The sequence below is a fragment of the Rhodopseudomonas sp. G2_2311 genome (assembly GCF_047501505.1).
Lineage (GTDB): Bacteria > Pseudomonadota > Alphaproteobacteria > Rhizobiales > Xanthobacteraceae > Rhodopseudomonas > Rhodopseudomonas palustris_H.
This window is the reverse complement of sequence record NZ_JAZDRK010000010.1, coordinates 26,687-43,260: the sequence shown is the minus strand read 5'-3', so window position 1 is coordinate 43,260 and position 16,574 is coordinate 26,687. Positions and strand designations below refer to the sequence as shown.

Genomic DNA, 16,574 nt, shown 5'->3' with positions numbered 1-16,574 from the left:
AGTTGAAGGCATGACTGAGCCGGGCGAGACCACGCATTTCGGCTATCGCGACGTTCCGCTGGACGAGAAGCAGACGCTGGTCAACGACGTGTTTCACAGCGTCGCCGGCCGCTATGACCTGATGAACGATCTGATGTCGGGCGGCATGCACCGGTTGTGGAAGGACGTGATGATCACGACCCTCAACCCGCCGCGTGACGACACCCCGTTCCGGCTGCTCGACGTCGCCGGCGGCACCGGCGATATCTCGTTCCGTGCCGCCAAGGCCTCGGGCGCTGGCTTTCACTCCACCGTCTGTGACATCAACACCGACATGCTCGAAGTCGGCCGCCAGCGCGCGGTCGAGCGCAATCTCGACGACAAGGTCGATTTCGTCGAGGGCAATGCCGAGAGCCTGCAGTTCGACGACCGCAGCTTCGACGCTTACACCATCGCGTTCGGTATCCGGAACGTGCCGCGGATTGATCTGGCGCTGAAGGAAGCCTATCGGGTGCTGAAGCCGGGCAGCCGCTTCCTGTGTCTGGAGTTCTCGTCAGTCGACGTGCCGGGCCTGTCCAAGCTGTACGATCTGTTCTCGTTCAAGGTGATCCCGGAGATCGGCCGCGTCGTCACCGGCGACGCCGACAGCTATCAGTATCTGGTCGAATCGATCCGCAAATTTCCCAAGCCGTATGATTTCGCCGAGATGATGCGCGACGCTGGCTTTGCGCGCGCCAACTGGCAGGTGATGAGCGGCGGCATCGTCGCGCTGCATTCGGGCTGGCGTTTGTGATCGCAGCACTTACTCATGTGGCGCGGCTCGGCCGCGCCGCCTTCGTGTTCGCGCGCGAGGGCGTGTTCGGCGTGGTCGATCCGGCGTTGATTCCGCCTGCAGGTCAGGTGCCGATCCGGCTGGCGCGGCTGATCGAGCGGCGCGGCGCCAAGTCCGGCCCGCGGCTGTCGCGGGCGCTGACGCGGCTCGGCCCGGCGTACTTGAAGCTCGGCCAATTCCTCGCCACCCGGCCCGATGTGGTCGGCGTCGCGATGGCGCGCGATCTCGAAGCGCTGCAGGACCGGCTGCCGCCATTCTCGCAGGACGAAGCCAACGAGGTGATCGCGACCTCGCTGGAGCGGCCGCTGCGCGATCTGTTCGTCAGCCTCAGCCCGCCGGTGGCGGCCGCTTCGATCGCCCAGGTGCATCGCGGCGAGATCGAGGTCGACGGCGTCCGCAAGCAGGTCGCCGTGAAGGTGCTGCGGCCCAACGTGTCAGCGCGGTTCAAGCGCGACCTGTCGGATTTCTTCTATGTGGCCGACAAGGCCGAGCTGTATTCCGCCGAGGCGCGGCGGCTGCGGCTGGTCGAAGTCATCAACACGATGTCGCGCTCGGTCGCGATGGAGATGGATCTGCGGCTGGAAGCGGCCGCGGCGTCCGAGATGGCCGAGAACACCAAGGACGATCCGGACTTCCGCGTCCCTACCGTCGATTGGGATCGCACCAGCCACAACGTGCTGACGATGGAGTGGATCGACGGCATCCCGCTGAACGATCACGCCCGTCTGAAGGACGCCAACGTCGATACCATCGAGCTCGGCCGCAAGGTGATCCAGAGCTTCCTGCGCCACGCGCTGCGCGACGGCTTCTTCCACGCCGATATGCATCCGGGCAACCTGTTCCTGGATCGCGACGGCAAGCTGGTGGCGGTCGATTTCGGCATCATGGGGCGGCTGCTGCCGAAGGAGCGGCGTTTTCTTGCCGAGATCCTGCTCGGCTTCATCACCCGCAACTATCGCCGCGTCGCCGAGGTGCATTTCGAGGCCGGCTACGTGCCGGCGCATCACTCGGTCGAGAATTTCGCGCAGGCGATCCGTGCGATCGGCGAGCCGATCCACAATCGCACCGCTGAAGAAATCTCGATGGCCAAGCTGCTGACGCTGCTGCTCGAGGTCACCGGCCTGTTCGACATGCGGACCCGGCCGGAGTTGATCCTGCTGCAGAAGACCATGGTGGTGGTCGAAGGCGTGGCCCGGTCGTTCGATCCCAAGCTCGACATCTGGAAGGTTGCCGATCCGGTGGTGCGCGAATGGATCCAGCGCAATTTGGGCCCGATCGGCAAGGTCGAGGGCGCGCTCGCCGGCGCCGGCGAGCTCGGCCACACCCTGACCAGCCTGCCGACCATCGTGTCGCGCGCCGTCACCGTGCTGAATCAGCTCGAGGTCATGACCAAGGACGGCCTGGTGCTGGCGCCGGAGACCATCGCTGCGATCGGCCGCACCGAGCGCGGCCGCACCCGGGGCCGGACGGTGGCGCTCTGGGTGATCGCCGCGACCTTCATCGGCGTTCTGATCGCACTGTCGCGGATGATCTGATCGCATTGCATTCATGTCTTGAATGCAATGCCTGCGTCCGCTAGCTTTTCGTCATGGCCAATCTGACGATCCGCAAGCTCGATGACGTCCTCAAAGCCGAACTCCGTCAACGAGCGGCTGCCAATGGCCGCTCGATGGAAGACGAAGTCCGGGTAATCCTGCGCGACGCCTGCCACAAGCGGCTCGGCTTCGCAGAGCCTTCGTCGGCCGACCTTTCCGTACCCTCGGTCCCGACGCCGGAAGATCCGCCGGAAGGCGCTCGCGCCCAGCCGCAGCAGGGCGGCGCGCGGGTGACGCTGATCGTCGGCGGCGGCATTGCGGCCTATAAGGCGATGGACCTGATCCGCCGGCTGAAGGATCGCGGTGCCGACGTCCGTGTGGTGCTGACCAAGGCGGCCCAGCAGTTCGTCACCCCGTTGACCGCGAGCGCGCTGTCGCATCAGCGCTGCTACACCGATCTGTTCGACCCCTCGAGCGAGTTCGATGCCGGGCACATCCGGCTTGCCCGCGACTGTGACCTGATCGTCGTCGCGCCGGCGACCGCCGACCTGATGGCCAAGATCGCCGGCGGTCATGCCGATGACCTTGCGACCGCGATTCTGCTCGCCACCAATCGCCAGATTCTGCTGGCGCCGGCGATGAACCCGCTGATGTGGAATAACGCCGCGACACGGCGCAACGTCGCCCAGCTCAAGCAGGACGGCGTCGCGATGGTCGGCCCCAATGCCGGCGAGATGGCCGAGCGCGGCGAGGCTGGCGTCGGCCGGATGGCGGAGCCGATCGAGATCGCCGCCGCCGCCGAAGCGCTGTGGCGACCGCAGCCGCCGAAGCCGCTGCTCGGCAAGCGGGTGCTGATCACCGCAGGCCCGACCCACGAGCCGATCGATCCGGTGCGCTACATCGCCAACCGCTCGTCCGGCAAGCAGGGCTACGCGATCGCAGCCGCGGCGGCCGCCGCCGGCGCCGAGGTGTCGCTGATTTCCGGTCCGGTCGAGCTACGGGCGCCGGCAGGTGTCGACCTCACCCGCGTGGAGTCGGCGCGCGAGATGCTTGCTGCCGTTCAATCGGCGCTGCCGGCGGATGTGGCGATCTTCGCCGCCGCCGTCGCAGACTGGCGCGTTGCCAGTGAAGGAATACAGAAGCTCAAGAAGGGCGCCGGCGGGCCGCCGCCGCTGCGGCTCACCGAGAACCCCGACATCCTGGCCACGATCTCGAAGCTGACTGAAGGCCGGCCGCCGCTGGTGATCGGCTTTGCGGCTGAGACCGAAAACCTGATCGACAACGCCACCGCCAAGCTGGCCCGCAAGGGCTGCGACTGGATCGTCGCCAATGACGTCTCGCCGGCCACCGGCGTGATGGGCGGTGATCGCAACACCGTGCATCTGCTGATGCGCCACGATGTCGCCACCGATCTCGAATCGTGGCCGCTGATGACCAAGGACGAAGTCGCGACCGCGCTGGTGGCGCGGATCGCTCAAGCAATGGCAGTTCCCGCATGACCCAAAAGATCACCGTTTCGATTCGCCATCTGCCGCACGGCGAAGGCTTGCCGCTGCCGGAGTATCAGACCGCGCATGCCGCCGGGCTCGACCTGACCGCCGCCGTCCCACAGGACGCGCCGCTCACCCTTCAGCCGGGCCGCTACGTGTTGGTGCCGACCGGACTCACCATCGCGCTTCCGGAGAACTACGAGGCTCAGGTGCGGCCGCGTTCGGGCCTTGCCGCCAAGCACGGTGTCACCGTGCTGAACGCGCCGGGCACGATCGACGCCGATTATCGCGGCGAGATCGGAGTGCTGCTGATCAATCACGGCACCGAGCCGTTCACGATCCGCCGCGGCGAACGCATCGCTCAAATAGTGATCGCTCCCGTCGGCCGCGCTCAGTTTGTGGCGGTCGAGGTGCTGCCGGAAACCGGCCGCGGCGCCGGTGGTTTCGGCTCGACCGGCCGCTGAGTGGCGGCACCGCGTTGAGGTGTTAGTTCCGCGACTCAACTAGATTTAGTGTCAAGCACGGCCGGAATCGGCGCGGGAAAATATAAATCGTCCGTTTGCGGACGGTCATGAGTCCGTTCACGGTCTGGACTCTTACCCCCCGAGTCGCGATGGCGATAATGTCCTCCGATTCGGCTACGGCGCGGCTTGTCAGTTGCGCCGTGCGGTTTGGGGCAATCGATGTCAGGCGTATTGGGGTCCATACGTCGGACCAGTCTGTCGTGCACCTCCCTGGTGCATGGTTTGGCTGGGACGGCCGTGATGGTCGCGTCCTCGCCGGCGCGAGCCGCAGACGATCACCTGGCCGCCATCACGTCGTCGCTGCTGCTGGACCTCAACCGCCACGAGATGATGACGTTGATCATCGCGCTCGCGGCGCTGGGCTTCTCGGTGATGTCTGCGATCATGCTGGTGCGGACGCGGCAGCGCGCGCTCGCGCGCGAAGCGGGGCTGCGCGCCGACCTGCAGGGGCTGCAGGCGGAGTCCGATCGCTTTCAGGCGCTGCTGTTCGCCGAGCCGCAGGTGCTGATCTCCTGGGCCGCCGGTGACAGCCGGCCGCAGATCAGCGGCGACACCGCGCTGTTCCTGCCGCCGGAGACCCAGACCCGCCAGCCGCAACGCGTGCTCGCGTTCGGAACCTGGCTGCCGCCGGAGCCGGCGCTGCAGATGGATCACGCCGTCGACGCGCTGCTCGACAAGGGCGAAGGCTTCCTGTTGCAGCTCGTCACCTCGACCGGCCGCTCGATCGAGGCGATGGGGCGCGCCGTCGGCGGTCAGGCCGTCGTCCGCATCCGCGAACTCAGCGGCGTGCGCCGCGAACTTGCCGATATGAGCCGGCGCTTCAAGGCGCTGCAGGACGAAACCGAGATGCTGCGCGGCTTCGCCACCGCCGCGCCGTGGCCGATCTGGACCCGCCGCTCCGACGGTACGCTCAGCTTCGCCAACGCCGCCTATGCGCGGGCGACCGATGCCAGCGACGCCGCGGACGCAATCGGCCGCAATCTCGAATTGCTCGATTCTTCCGATCGTGCCGCGCTGGCGCGGGCGCTCAGCGACGGCTACGAATACTCCGGCCGGCTACCGATCGTGGTCGGCGGCGAGCGCCGTTACTTCGACGTCCGCGCCCTGAAGGTGACCGGCGGCAGCGCCGGCATCGCGGTCGACGCCAGCGAAACGGCCGCGCTCGGCGCCGCGCTGGAGCGGATGGCCGATGCACACCGGCGCACGCTCGATCAGCTGTCCTCCGGCGTCGCGGTGTTCGACGCTCAGCGCAGGCTGTCGTTTTACAACGACTCCTATCGCAAGCTGTGGGACCTCGACCGCATCTTCCTCGATAGCCATCCCGACGACTCCACCGTGCTCGATCGGCTACGCGCCGAGCGCAAGCTGCCGGAGGAGCGCGACTTCAAGGCGTGGAAGAACAAGCTGCACGAAGCCTATCGGGCGGTCGAAGCCGAGAAGGACGTCTGGTACCTGCCTGACGGCCGCGCGGTCAGCATCGTCACCACGCCCAATCCGGAAGGCGGCGTCACCTATCTGTTCGACGACGTCACCGAAAGCCTCGATCTCAAGCGCCGCTATGGCGGCTTGATCGACGTTCAGCGCGAAACGCTCGACAATCTTTCGGAAGCCGTCGCGGTGTTCGGCTCCAACGGCTGCGCGCAGCTGTTCAACCCGCCGTTCGCGCGGATGTGGAATCTGTCGGCCGAGGCGCTGCAGAGCCAGCCGCACATCGAGGCGATCGAAGAGTGGTGCCGGCCGCTGTTCGACGACGAGGTGTTCTGGCAGGCGCTGCGCGGCGCCATCACCGGCATCGACGATCGCCGCCATGTCCTGCTCAAGCTCGAGCGCAAGGACGGCAGCGTGCTGGCCTGCAAGACCATGCCGCTGCCCGACGGCGCCACGATGCTGACGTTCCAGGACATCACCGACACCGAGAATGTCGAGCGGGCGCTGCGCGAGCGCAACGAGGCGCTGGAGACGGCCGATCGCATCAAGATCGATTTCGTCCACCACGTCTCGTACGAACTGCGCTCGCCGCTGACCACGATCATTGGCTTCGCGCACTTCCTGAGCGATCCCTCGACCGGGCCGCTGACCGAGAAGCAGGCCGAGTACGTGAACTACATCACGACCTCGACCAATGCGCTGATGGCGATCATCAACAACATCCTCGATCTCGCCAGCATCGACGCAGGCGCGATGACGCTTAATCTCGGGCCGATCGACATCCGCAAGGTGATCGATGCGGCCGCCGAGGGCATTCAGGACCGGCTGGCGCGCGATCAGATCGCGCTGCAGGTCGATATCGATCCGGCGATCGACAGTTTTGTCGGCGATGAGCGGCGGGTCGTGCAGGTGCTGTACAATCTGCTTGCCAACGCGGTCGATTTCTCGCCCCCGCAAGGGACGGTGCGGCTGACGGTGCGCCGGGGCGAGACCCGTGTGGCGTTCACCGTGACCGACTCCGGTCCCGGCATCGCGCCGGCGTTCAAAGAGAAGATGTTCGATCTGTTCGAGAGCGATCCGCAGGGCTCGCGGCATCGCGGCGCCGGGCTCGGCCTGTCGCTGGTGCGCTCGTTCGTCGAGCTGCACGGCGGCAAGGTCCAGGTCGAGTCGGCGATTGGCCGCGGCACGTCGGTGACCTGTGAGTTTCCGATCGAGCTGGCCGCTCGACGCCACGCGGCCGAATGAGCGCGGTGGCGACATTCTCGGTCGCGCTCGCCAACGAGACGGCGACCGCGCGGCTGATGGCCGAGGTGGCGCTGCTGATCGGCCCCGGCGATGTCGTGACTTTGTCGGGCGATCTCGGCGCCGGCAAGACAGCCGCGGCGCGGGCGATGATCCGTTATCTCGCGGACGACGACGCGCTCGAAGTCCCGAGCCCGACCTTCACGCTGGTGCAGACCTACGATCTGCCGCCTTATCCGCTGCTGCATGCGGATCTGTATCGGGTCGAGGATCCGGCCGAGCTGGAAGAAATCGGGCTGTCGCCGCTGCCGGACGGCACCGTGGCGCTGATCGAATGGCCCGAGCGCGCCGGCGCGGCGCTGCCGGAAGACCGCATCGATATCGCGCTCAGTCATCGTCCGGCCCTGGGCCCGTCGGCGCGCGCCGCGGAAATCACCGGCCACGGCAAAGCCGTGAAGCAGGTCGAGCGGCTCGCGGCGCTGCGCAGCTTCATCGAGACCGCCGGCTACGCCGATGCCGAGCGCCGGCACATGCCGGGCGATGCCTCGACGCGGTCCTACGCGCGGCTGCAGCGCGGCGCCGAGAGCGTGATCCTGATGAACGCGCCGCGCCGTCCGGACGGTCCGGCGCTCTATGCCGGCAAGAGTTACAGCGCCGCGGTGCATCTGGCCGAAGACGTCCGGCCGTTCGTTGCGATCGGGCAGGGCCTGCGCGAACGCGGCTTCTCGGCGCCTGCGATCCATCACGCCGATCTCGATGCCGGATTCCTGATCACCGAGGATCTCGGCCGAGTAAGTTTCGTCGAGGGCGATCCGCCGGCGCCGGTGGTGGCGCGCTATCAGGCGGCCACCGACATGCTGGCGGCGCTGCACGCCAAGCCGCTGCCCGATCACCTGCCGCTGTCGACGCGCGAGAGCTACGCGGTGCCGATGTTCGACGAAGCCGCGATGATGATCGAGGTCGGCCTGATGCCCGAGTGGTATCTGCCGGATCGCGGCGCGCCGCCGTCTGAAGCGTTGCGGGCCGAATTCGTCGCGCTGTGGCGCAAGCTGCTCGCCGGCATCGCGGCCGCGCCGCGGACTTGGGTGCTGCGCGATTATCACTCGCCGAATCTGATCTGGCTGGAGGATCGTCCCGGCATCGAGCGCGTCGGGGTGATCGACTTCCAGGACACCGTGCTGGGCCCGGCCGCCTACGACGTGGTGTCGCTGCTGCAGGACGCCCGCATCGACGTGCCGGAAGCGACGGAATTGTCGCTGCTCGGCCGCTACGTCAAAGCCCGGCTCGCCGCCGATCCGGAGTTCGACGCTCCCGGTTTCGCGCGGCTCTACGCGGTGATGTCGGCGCAGCGGAACACGCGGCTATTGGGAACTTTCGCCCGGCTCAACCGGCGCGACGGCAAGCCGCAATATTTGAAGCATCAGCCGCGGGTGTGGGCGTATCTGGCCCGCTCGCTGGCGCATCCGGCACTTGCCGAGGTCCGGGCCTGGTACCGGGACCACGTGCCGCCACCGCTCTGATTCGGCGGATTTCCTTTACGCATCTTTAGAATCGGCCCCGTAGTGTTCCGGGGTCGCCGAGGCATGGCCCGGCGCCGCCAAGACCGAACCGCAGGACTTCGAGATGGTTGCCGAACGCAATAAGGACGGCCGCGTCGTTTTCGATCGTGGGTTGCGCGCACAGATGATGGCGATCGACGGCACTTGGCGCCGTCCCTGCCTGATCGAAGACGTCTCCGAGTTGGGTGCCAAGCTCACAGTCGAGGGAACGGTCGAAGGTCTCAACCTCAAGGAATTCTTCCTGCTGCTGTCGTCGACCGGACTGGCCTATCGCCGCTGCGAGCTGAGCTGGATCAACGGCGACCAGATCGGCGTCACCTTCCTGCGTCTGGACCGGAAGAAGAAGCGCGCCGCGCAAGTCGAAAACGCCTGAGCGGCGTCTCGTTGCCTTAATGCTCCCGCGCCGAACCGCGCGCCGTCGTATCGTCGTCATGATCGCCGACTACCCAATGACCGCCTCCGATAGACCGTTCGGAGCCGCGTGATACAATCGATTCGCGCCGCCCGGCGCGTTCCGAGTCGGAGACCATGACCGTTCGTCCCAACAAAGCCATGGTGCTGGCCGCCGGCCTAGGCCTGCGGATGCGCCCGCTCACCGATCATATGCCGAAGCCGCTGGTGCGCGTCGCCGGCCGTCCGTTGCTCGACCACGTGCTCGACCGGCTGGCCGAAGTGGATGTCGCCGAAGCCGTCGTCAACGTCCACTATCTGCCGGATCAGATCATCGATCACGTCGCCGGGCGGACCAGCCCGCGGGTGATCATTTCGGACGAGCGCGATCAGGTGCTCGGCACCGGCGGTGCGGTGGTCAAGGCGCTGCCGCTGCTCGGCGATGCGCCGTTCTATCATCTCAACGCCGACACGATGTGGATCGACGGTGTGCGGCCGAATCTGGCGCGGCTCGCCGAAGCGTTCGATCCGGCCCGGATGGACATCCTGCTGCTGATGGCGCCGACCGCGAACAGCATCGGCTACGCGGGCAAGGGCGACTTCGCGATGAGCCCCGACGGCAGCCTGCACAAGCGCAAAGAGACCGAAGTGGTGCCGTTCGTCTATGCCGGCGCCGCGATCATGTCGCCGGCGATCTTCAAGGACGCGCCGCAGGGCGAGTTCTCGCTGACCAAGATGTTCGATCGCGCCGGCCAGCAGCATCGCCTGCACGGGCTGCGACTCGACGGCTTGTGGATGCATGTCGGTACGCCCGACGCGGTGCCTGCGGCCGAACGAGCGTATCTCGCTAGCGTCGCCTGAAAGGTCGGCCCGCGCCGGCCACCTCCTTTCGCCGGATTTGCCGTGCCATGATGGCGGAGGCGAATCAGGACATCGATGCACCTTTTCAGCGTTCCATCTTCGGCGCCGTTCTTGCGCACGACCATCGCGGCGCTGGTCGACGGCCGGCTGGTCGACGGCTTCGAGGCACGCACCGCGCCGGAGCGGCTGGCCGACGCCACGCTGTATCTGCCGACGCGCCGCGCCGGCCGGATGGCGCGCGAGATCTTCTTGGACGTGCTCGGTGCCGATGCCGTGCTGCTGCCGCGGATCGTCGCGCTTGGCGATATCGATGAAGATGAGCTGGCGTTTTCGCAGGCCGCATCCGGCCTAGCCGATCTCGAGATTCCGCCAGCGCTCGACGGGCTGCCGCGCCGGCTGTTGCTGGCGCAGCTGATCGCGAGCTGGGCGGCGCGGTTGAAGCCGGACGATCCAACGCAGGCGCCGCTGGTGGTCGGCGGGCCGGCCTCGGCGCTGGCGCTTGCCGACGATCTGGCGCGTCTGATCGACGACATGTCGACCCGCGGCGTCGACTGGTCGGCACTCGAGACATTGGTGCCCGATGCGTTCGATCGCTACTGGAGCCTGACGCTCGATTTCCTCAAGATCGCCGGCCACGCCTGGCCGCAATATCTGCAAGAGACCGACCGGATCGAACCCGCAGCTCGCCGCGACCGGCTGATCGATGCCGAGGCGCAGCGGCTGGCGACCCAGCGCAGCGGCCCGGTGATCGCCGCCGGCTCGACCGGCTCGATGCCGGCGACCGCGAAGCTGCTCACCGCGATCGCGCGATTGCCGCACGGCGCGGTGGTACTGCCCGGCCTCGATGTCGATCTCGACGATGCGGCGTGGGATCTGATCGGCGGCAGCCGCAACCGGCAGGGCAAGCTCGTGACGCCGCCGTCGCCGAACCATCCGCAATACGCCATGCATGGCCTGCTCGACCGGATGGGCGTGACACGTCGGGATGTGCAGCAGCTCGGCACGCCCGCTCGACACGGCCGCGAACTCCTCGCCTCCGAGGCGCTGCGGCCGTCGTCGGCGACGGCGGTGTGGCACGACCGCCTGAAGGATGCCGAGGTCGATCGCCTGATCGGCGAAGGCACTGATGGACTGACGCTGATCGAAGCGCCGAATTCGGAAGCCGAGGCGTTGGCGATTGCGGTGGTGCTGCGCGAGGCGCGTGAGCAGGGCAAGACCGCAGCGCTGGTCACGCCGGACCGCGCGCTGGCGCGCCGCGTGGTCGCCGCGCTCGGCCGCTGGCATCTGCCGGTCGACGATTCCGGCGGCGACTCGCTGATGGACACGCAGCCCGGCATCTTCGCGCGGCTCGCGGCTGAGACTGCGCTCGAAGGCTGCGAACCGGCGACGCTGCTGGCGCTGCTCAAGCATCCGTTGTTGCGGCTCGGCCGCACCGATCATGGCTGGCGTAGCGCGATCGAGACGCTTGAACTGGCGCTGCTGCGCGGGCCACGGCCGCCCGCCGGCTGCGACGGGCTTACCAAGGAATTTGCGATCTTCCGGGACGAGCTTGCCAAGCTGAAGCGCGGCGAGGCCAGCGCGCTGCATCCGTCCGAGCCGCGCACGCGATTGTCCGAACCGAGCCTCGATGAAGCGCAACAACTGATCGCCGAGCTCAAGGCCGCGCTCGCGCCGCTGGAGACGTTCGGACCGAGCCCGCTCGACCTGTGCGAGATCGGCGCGCGGCATCGCGACGTCTTGAAGGCGTTGACGGCCGATCATGACGGCATCGTCGAAGCGTTCGAAGGCCCGCAAGGCTCGGCACTGCTGCGGGCATTCGACGATCTCGCCGCAGTCGGACCGGCGAGCGGCGTATTGGTCGCGGCGCGCGACTATGGCGAAGTGTTCGAGACCGCGTTCGGTGATCGCGTGGTCCGCCGTCCCGAACGTGCCGAAGCGCCGATCCGCATTTACGGTCCGCTGGAAGCGCGGCTGACGCAGCAGGATCGGGTTGTGCTCGGCGGCCTGGTCGAGGGTGTCTGGCCGCCGGCGCCGCGGATCGATCCGTGGCTGAGCCGGCCGATGCGGCATGAACTTGGGCTCGATCTGCCGGAGCGCCGCATCGGCCTGTCGGCACACGACTTCGCGCAGGCGCTCGGCGCCGACGAGGTGTTCATCACTCACGCCGCCAAGGTCGGCGGTGCGCCCGCAGTGGCGTCGCGCTTCCTGCACCGGCTCGAAGCGGTCGCCGGCGAGGATCGCTGGAAGGCGATGAGGGCGCGCGGGCAGACCTATCTGGACTACACGCACGAACTCGATCGCCCTGAGAGCGTGGCGCCGATCGCGCAGCCTGCACCGAGGCCGCCGCGGATCGCACGGCCGCTGAAGCTGCCGGTGACGGCGATCGAGGATTGGCTGCGCGATCCGTACACGATCTACGCCAAATACATTCTGCGCCTGTCGCCGCTCGATCCGGTCGACATGCCGTTGTCGGGCGCCGATCGCGGCTCCGCGATCCATGCGGCGCTCGGCGAGTTCACCGAACGCTACCAGGACGCTCTACCGGACGATCCGGTGACGGCATTGCGCCAAATCGGCCAGAAACATTTTGCGCCGCTGATGGACCATGCCGAGGCGCGCGCACTGTGGTGGCCGCGCTTCCTGCGGATCGCCACCTGGTTTGCCGCGTGGGAGCGGCAGCGCCGCACCGGCGTCGTGCATGTGCAGGCGGAGCGCCGCGGCACGCTGATGATCCCGCTTGGTGGCGAGCGCAATTTCGAACTGTCGGCGCGCGCCGACCGCATCGAACGTCGCGATGACGGCAGCTACGCGATCCTCGACTACAAGACCGGCCATCCGCCGACCGGCAAGCAGGTGCGGATGGGGCTGTCGCCGCAGCTCACACTGGAAGCGGCGATCCTGCGCGACGGCGGTTTTGCGGATATTCCGGCGAGCGCCTCAGTCGGCGAACTCACTTACGTCAAGCTCAGCGGCAACACGCCGCCGGGCGATGAGCGCGTGCTCGAACTGAAAATCGAGCGCAAGGACGAGCCGCAGCACCCCGACGATGCCGCCGATGAAGCGCGGGCCAAGCTGGAAGGATTAGTCCGCCGCTTCGAGGACGAGAAGCAGCCCTATCGCTCGCTGGTGCTGTCGATGTGGTCGCAGCGCTACGGCACCTATGATGATCTGGCGCGGATCAAGGAATGGTCGGCGGCCGGCGGTCGCGGAGACGCGTCGTCATGAGCCGTGTCATTCCCAACGAAGCCCGTGCCCGGCAGGAGATCGCCTCCGATCCGTCGGCGTCGGTGTTCGTCTCCGCCAATGCCGGCTCGGGCAAGACCCATGTGCTGGTGCAGCGCGTGATCCGGCTGCTGCTCGACGGCGTCTCGCCGGAGCGCATCCTGTGTATCACCTTCACCAAGGCGGCCGCCGCCAACATGGCTGAGCGGGTGTTCACCACGCTCGGCCACTGGGTGAAGCTTGACGACGACGCGCTGGCCGACGCGATCCGCGCCACCGGCGTCAAAACGGTCGGTCCTTCGCTATTGGCACAGGCGCGAAAACTATTTGCCTGCGCGTTGGAGACGCCCGGCGGGCTGAAGGTGCAGACCATCCACGCGTTGTGTACGCGGTTGCTGCAGCAGTTTCCGTTCGAGGCCAACGTGCCGGCGCGGTTCAGCGTGCTCGACGATCGCGATCAGGCCGAACTGATGCAGCGCGCCAGCCTCGACGTGCTGCTGCGCGCTGCCGCGGCGCCGGCGAGCGACGCCGGGCGGGCACTGGCGTTTGCGATGACGAGCGCCGCCGACGTCACCTTCCGCGATGTGGTGCAGGAAGCCTGCATGAGCCGCGACCGCTTCATGGCGTGGGTGGCGCAGGCCGGCAGCGTCGACCGCGCGATGGCGCAATTGTCCGCGACCCTTGGCGTTGCGCCGGACGATAGCTGCGAAGCGGCCGATCGCGACATTGTCGATGGCCCGAACCTGCCGCGATCGGAATGGGCTGCGGTTGCGGCGACCTTCGAAGGCGGCAGCGCCAACGATCAGGCGCAGGGCAGGCGGTTCCGCGCCGCGCTGGCGCTGGCCGATGCGGCGCAGATCGAGGCCTATCTCCAGGTGTTCTTCACCAAGGATAGCGGCCTGCGCAAAAGCCTGATTACCAAAAAGCTCGGCGACGGCGCGCCCGGCCTCGCCGAAAGGTTGCAGCGCGAAGGCGCCCGGCTTGCCGGGTTGCTCGAACGACGCCGCGCATTGGCATTGCGCGAACGCACGCGGGCGCTGCTGGTGATCGCCGCACAGGTCGCGGGCAACATTGCACGCGAGAAGCGCGAACGTGGTCTGCTCGATTACGACGACCTGATCGACAAGACGCTGGCGATGCTCGACAGCGGTGCGGCCGGGTGGGTGCATTTCAAGCTCGACCGCGGCGTCGATCACGTGCTGATCGACGAGGCGCAGGATACGTCGCCGAAGCAGTGGAAGATTGTCGCCCGGCTGATCGATGAATTCACTGCCGGGGAGGGCGCGCGCGACGGCGTCCGGCGCACCATCTTCGCGGTCGGTGACGAGAAGCAGTCGATCTTCTCGTTTCAGGGCGCGGTGCCGAAGGAGTTTGCCGAGTGGCGCGATCTGCTGCAGCGGCGGTTCACCGGCGCCGGCCTGACCTTCGAGAAGGTATCGTTCAACTACTCGTTCCGCTCCGGCGCCGCGATCCTGCAATCGGTCGATCACGTATTTCGTGACCCGGCGATCTACCGCAGCATCCACGCCGACTCGACCTACCCGCTGCATCAGTCGCTCGCCGATGCCGGGCCGAGCCTGATCGATCTGTGGCCGCTCGAAGTGCCGGACGATCGCCAGCAGATCGAAGGCTGGCAGGCGCCGTTCGATGCGGTGTCCGAAACCAGTCTCGAGGTCCGGCTTGCCGACAAGGTGCGGGCCGAGATCGGCGCATTGATCGCGCGCGGCACCCAGACCGGTCCGATGGGCCGCCGCCGGCCGCTGAGCTATGGCGATGTGCTGATCCTGGTGCGGCGGCGCGGTTCGGCGTTCGATGCGGTGATCCAGGCGCTGAAGCGCGGCGGCATCCCGGTCGCCGGCGCCGACCGGCTGAAGCTGACCGAGCACATCGCGATCATCGACCTGATGAACCTCGCCGACGCGCTGCTGCTGCCGCAGGATGATCTGGCACTGGCGGTGGTGCTGAAGAGCCCGCTGTTCGGGCTCGATGACGACGACCTGTTCAAGCTGGCCTGGCAGCGCAAGGGCTCGCTCCGCGCCGCGCTCGCCGATCATGCCGCGGGCGATCCGAAGTTTGCGGCCGTGCAGCGCCGGCTGGAGAACTATGCGGCGCGGGCGCAGGCCGAAACACCGTTCGGATTTTATGCTTGGCTGCTCGGCGGCGATGGCAGCGACAGCGGCCGCGCCCGAATCCTGCGCCGGCTCGGGCCGGAGGCCAACGATGCACTCGACGAGTTTCTCGAACTGGCGCTGAGTTTCGAGCAGAAGCGCGCGCCGTCGCTGCAAGGCTTTGTGGCGTGGCTGCGGGAGGCCGACACCGAGATCAAGCGCGACATGGAGATCTCCCGCGACGAAGTCCGGGTGATGACGGTGCACGGCGCCAAGGGGTTGGAAGCGCCGGTGGTGTTCCTGATCGACACCACCTCGTCGCCGGCCGACACTCAGCGGCTCAACCTGATCCGGCTGCCCGGCGGCAACGCCGCGCCGGGCTCGGTCGCCGCGATGGTTTGGGCGGGCCGCAAGGCCGACGATCCGAGCGTCGTCGAGCAGGCGCGCAGCGCGATGATCGAGGAGACCGAGGACGAGTATCGCCGGCTGCTTTATGTCGCGATGACCCGCGCGGCCGATCGGCTGATTGTCGGCGGCTGCATGCCGGGCAATCGCAACGAGGTGCGGCCGCATTCCTGGTACGACCTGATCAGCAAGGGGCTGGAATCCTCCGGGCTGGTGATGCAGCCGGTCCCGCCGGACGGCGTGATCAAGCGCTACTGCCGCCCCGAGGACGTGATCGAGGAAGCCGGCTCCGCGATGCCGAGCCACGAGACCGCGGCACCGTCTCTGCCCGAGTGGCTGCGCCGGCCGGCGCCCGGCCTGCCGTCCGCCGAACAGGTGTTGCGGCCTTCGGATGCCGACGATGATGATCGGCGCCGGTTGCGGCCAGGGGAATCCGACGCCAGTCGCAGCCGCGCGCTGCAGCGCGGCACCTTGGTGCACCGGCTGCTGCAATCGCTGCCGGAGATCGCCGCGGCCGATCGCTCCGCCGCCGCTGGACGTTTCCTCGCCCGCAACGCGGCGGACTGGAGCGAGGAGGAGCGCGGCGCGCTTGCCGCCCAGGTGCTCGGGCTGATTGCCGATGCCAGGTTTGCGGCGGTGTTCGGTCCAGGCAGCCGCGCCGAGGTGCCGATTGTCGGCCGGCTGCAGCGGCGGGTCGGGCCGGTGCTGGTATCCGGCCAGATCGACCGCCTGGTGGTGACCGAAACCGAGGTCCTGATCGTCGATTACAAGACCAACCACGCGCCGCCGCGGGTCGAGGCCGAGGCGCCGCGCAGTTACGTCCGCCAGCTCGCCCGCTACCGAGCGGTGCTCGGCGCAATCTATCCACAGCGCACCGTCCGGGCCGCGCTGCTCTGGACCGAAGTGGCTGAAATCATGGAGATTTCGGCCTCTGCGCTGGACGCGGAGCAGGCCGATCTGACGGTGCCGTGAGCCGTGCTTGACCGCGCCGCGGCGCGT

10 protein-coding genes are annotated in these 16,574 nt (G+C 67.7%); all 10 read left to right on the top strand.

Going from position 1 to position 16,574, the window contains the following annotated elements; genetic code table 11:
- Nucleotides 1-10: 10 nt before the first annotated feature.
- The 10 genes from ubiE to addA all read left to right on the top strand — a co-directional run bounded on the left by ubiE (nucleotide 11) and on the right by addA (nucleotide 16,547).
- Nucleotides 11-772, top strand: a complete 762-nt coding sequence (gene ubiE, locus VRZ08_RS14595) for a bifunctional demethylmenaquinone methyltransferase/2-methoxy-6-polyprenyl-1,4-benzoquinol methylase UbiE (RefSeq protein WP_011155654.1) — start codon at nucleotides 11-13, stop codon at nucleotides 770-772.
- A complete protein-coding gene (ubiB, locus tag VRZ08_RS14590) occupies nucleotides 769-2,346 on the top strand; it encodes a 2-polyprenylphenol 6-hydroxylase (RefSeq protein ID WP_346295990.1) in 1,578 nt (525 codons plus the stop codon). Before ubiE ends, ubiB begins: the two co-directional genes overlap by 4 nt.
- A 53-nt stretch (nucleotides 2,347-2,399) precedes the next feature.
- Entirely contained in the window at nucleotides 2,400-3,845 is a 1,446-nt protein-coding gene (coaBC, locus tag VRZ08_RS14585) for a bifunctional phosphopantothenoylcysteine decarboxylase/phosphopantothenate--cysteine ligase CoaBC (protein ID WP_414532990.1), read from the top strand.
- Nucleotides 3,842-4,300 carry a dUTP diphosphatase gene (gene dut, locus VRZ08_RS14580; RefSeq protein WP_414532989.1) on the top strand — a complete coding sequence of 153 codons (459 nt, stop codon included), beginning with the start codon at nucleotides 3,842-3,844 and terminating at the stop codon, nucleotides 4,298-4,300. Before coaBC ends, dut begins: the two co-directional genes overlap by 4 nt.
- 219 nt (nucleotides 4,301-4,519) lie before the next feature.
- A complete protein-coding gene (locus tag VRZ08_RS14575; RefSeq protein ID WP_414532988.1) occupies nucleotides 4,520-7,033 on the top strand; it encodes an ATP-binding protein in 2,514 nt (837 codons plus the stop codon).
- The gene (gene tsaE / locus VRZ08_RS14570) at nucleotides 7,030-8,550 is read left to right on the top strand and encodes a tRNA (adenosine(37)-N6)-threonylcarbamoyltransferase complex ATPase subunit type 1 TsaE (RefSeq protein ID WP_414532987.1); all 1,521 of its coding nucleotides are present in this window, start codon (nucleotides 7,030-7,032) and stop codon (nucleotides 8,548-8,550) included. The genes VRZ08_RS14575 and tsaE overlap by 4 nt, the downstream gene beginning before the upstream one ends.
- Nucleotides 8,551-8,653: 103 nt before the next feature.
- Nucleotides 8,654-8,962, top strand: a complete 309-nt coding sequence (locus VRZ08_RS14565) for a hypothetical protein (RefSeq protein ID WP_011155648.1) — start codon at nucleotides 8,654-8,656, stop codon at nucleotides 8,960-8,962.
- Between the two features lie 155 nt (nucleotides 8,963-9,117).
- A complete protein-coding gene (locus VRZ08_RS14560; protein WP_414532986.1) occupies nucleotides 9,118-9,840 on the top strand; it encodes a nucleotidyltransferase family protein in 723 nt (240 codons plus the stop codon).
- Nucleotides 9,841-9,915: 75 nt separating this feature from the next.
- Nucleotides 9,916-13,065: a double-strand break repair protein AddB gene (gene addB / locus VRZ08_RS14555; protein WP_414532985.1), complete on the top strand. Its 3,150-nt coding sequence runs from the start codon at nucleotides 9,916-9,918 to the stop codon at nucleotides 13,063-13,065.
- Entirely contained in the window at nucleotides 13,062-16,547 is a 3,486-nt protein-coding gene (gene addA, locus VRZ08_RS14550) for a double-strand break repair helicase AddA (protein ID WP_414532984.1), read from the top strand. The genes addB and addA overlap by 4 nt, the downstream gene beginning before the upstream one ends.
- The last annotated feature ends 27 nt before the right edge of the window (nucleotides 16,548-16,574 follow it).

What these genes read in the sequence shown, in the direction of transcription:
- ubiE (WP_011155654.1), top strand. Translation starts at nt 11, where the DNA reads ATGACTGAGCCGGGCGAGACCACGCATTTCGGCTATCGCGACGTTCCG.
- coaBC (WP_414532990.1), top strand. Translation starts at nt 2,400, where the DNA reads ATGGCCAATCTGACGATCCGCAAGCTCGATGACGTCCTCAAAGCCGAA.
- dut (WP_414532989.1), top strand. Translation starts at nt 3,842, where the DNA reads ATGACCCAAAAGATCACCGTTTCGATTCGCCATCTGCCGCACGGCGAA.
- VRZ08_RS14575 (WP_414532988.1), top strand. Translation starts at nt 4,520, where the DNA reads ATGTCAGGCGTATTGGGGTCCATACGTCGGACCAGTCTGTCGTGCACC.
- tsaE (WP_414532987.1), top strand. Translation starts at nt 7,030, where the DNA reads ATGAGCGCGGTGGCGACATTCTCGGTCGCGCTCGCCAACGAGACGGCG.
- VRZ08_RS14565 (WP_011155648.1), top strand. Translation starts at nt 8,654, where the DNA reads ATGGTTGCCGAACGCAATAAGGACGGCCGCGTCGTTTTCGATCGTGGG.
- VRZ08_RS14560 (WP_414532986.1), top strand. Translation starts at nt 9,118, where the DNA reads ATGACCGTTCGTCCCAACAAAGCCATGGTGCTGGCCGCCGGCCTAGGC.
- addB (WP_414532985.1), top strand. Translation starts at nt 9,916, where the DNA reads ATGCACCTTTTCAGCGTTCCATCTTCGGCGCCGTTCTTGCGCACGACC.
- addA (WP_414532984.1), top strand. Translation starts at nt 13,062, where the DNA reads ATGAGCCGTGTCATTCCCAACGAAGCCCGTGCCCGGCAGGAGATCGCC.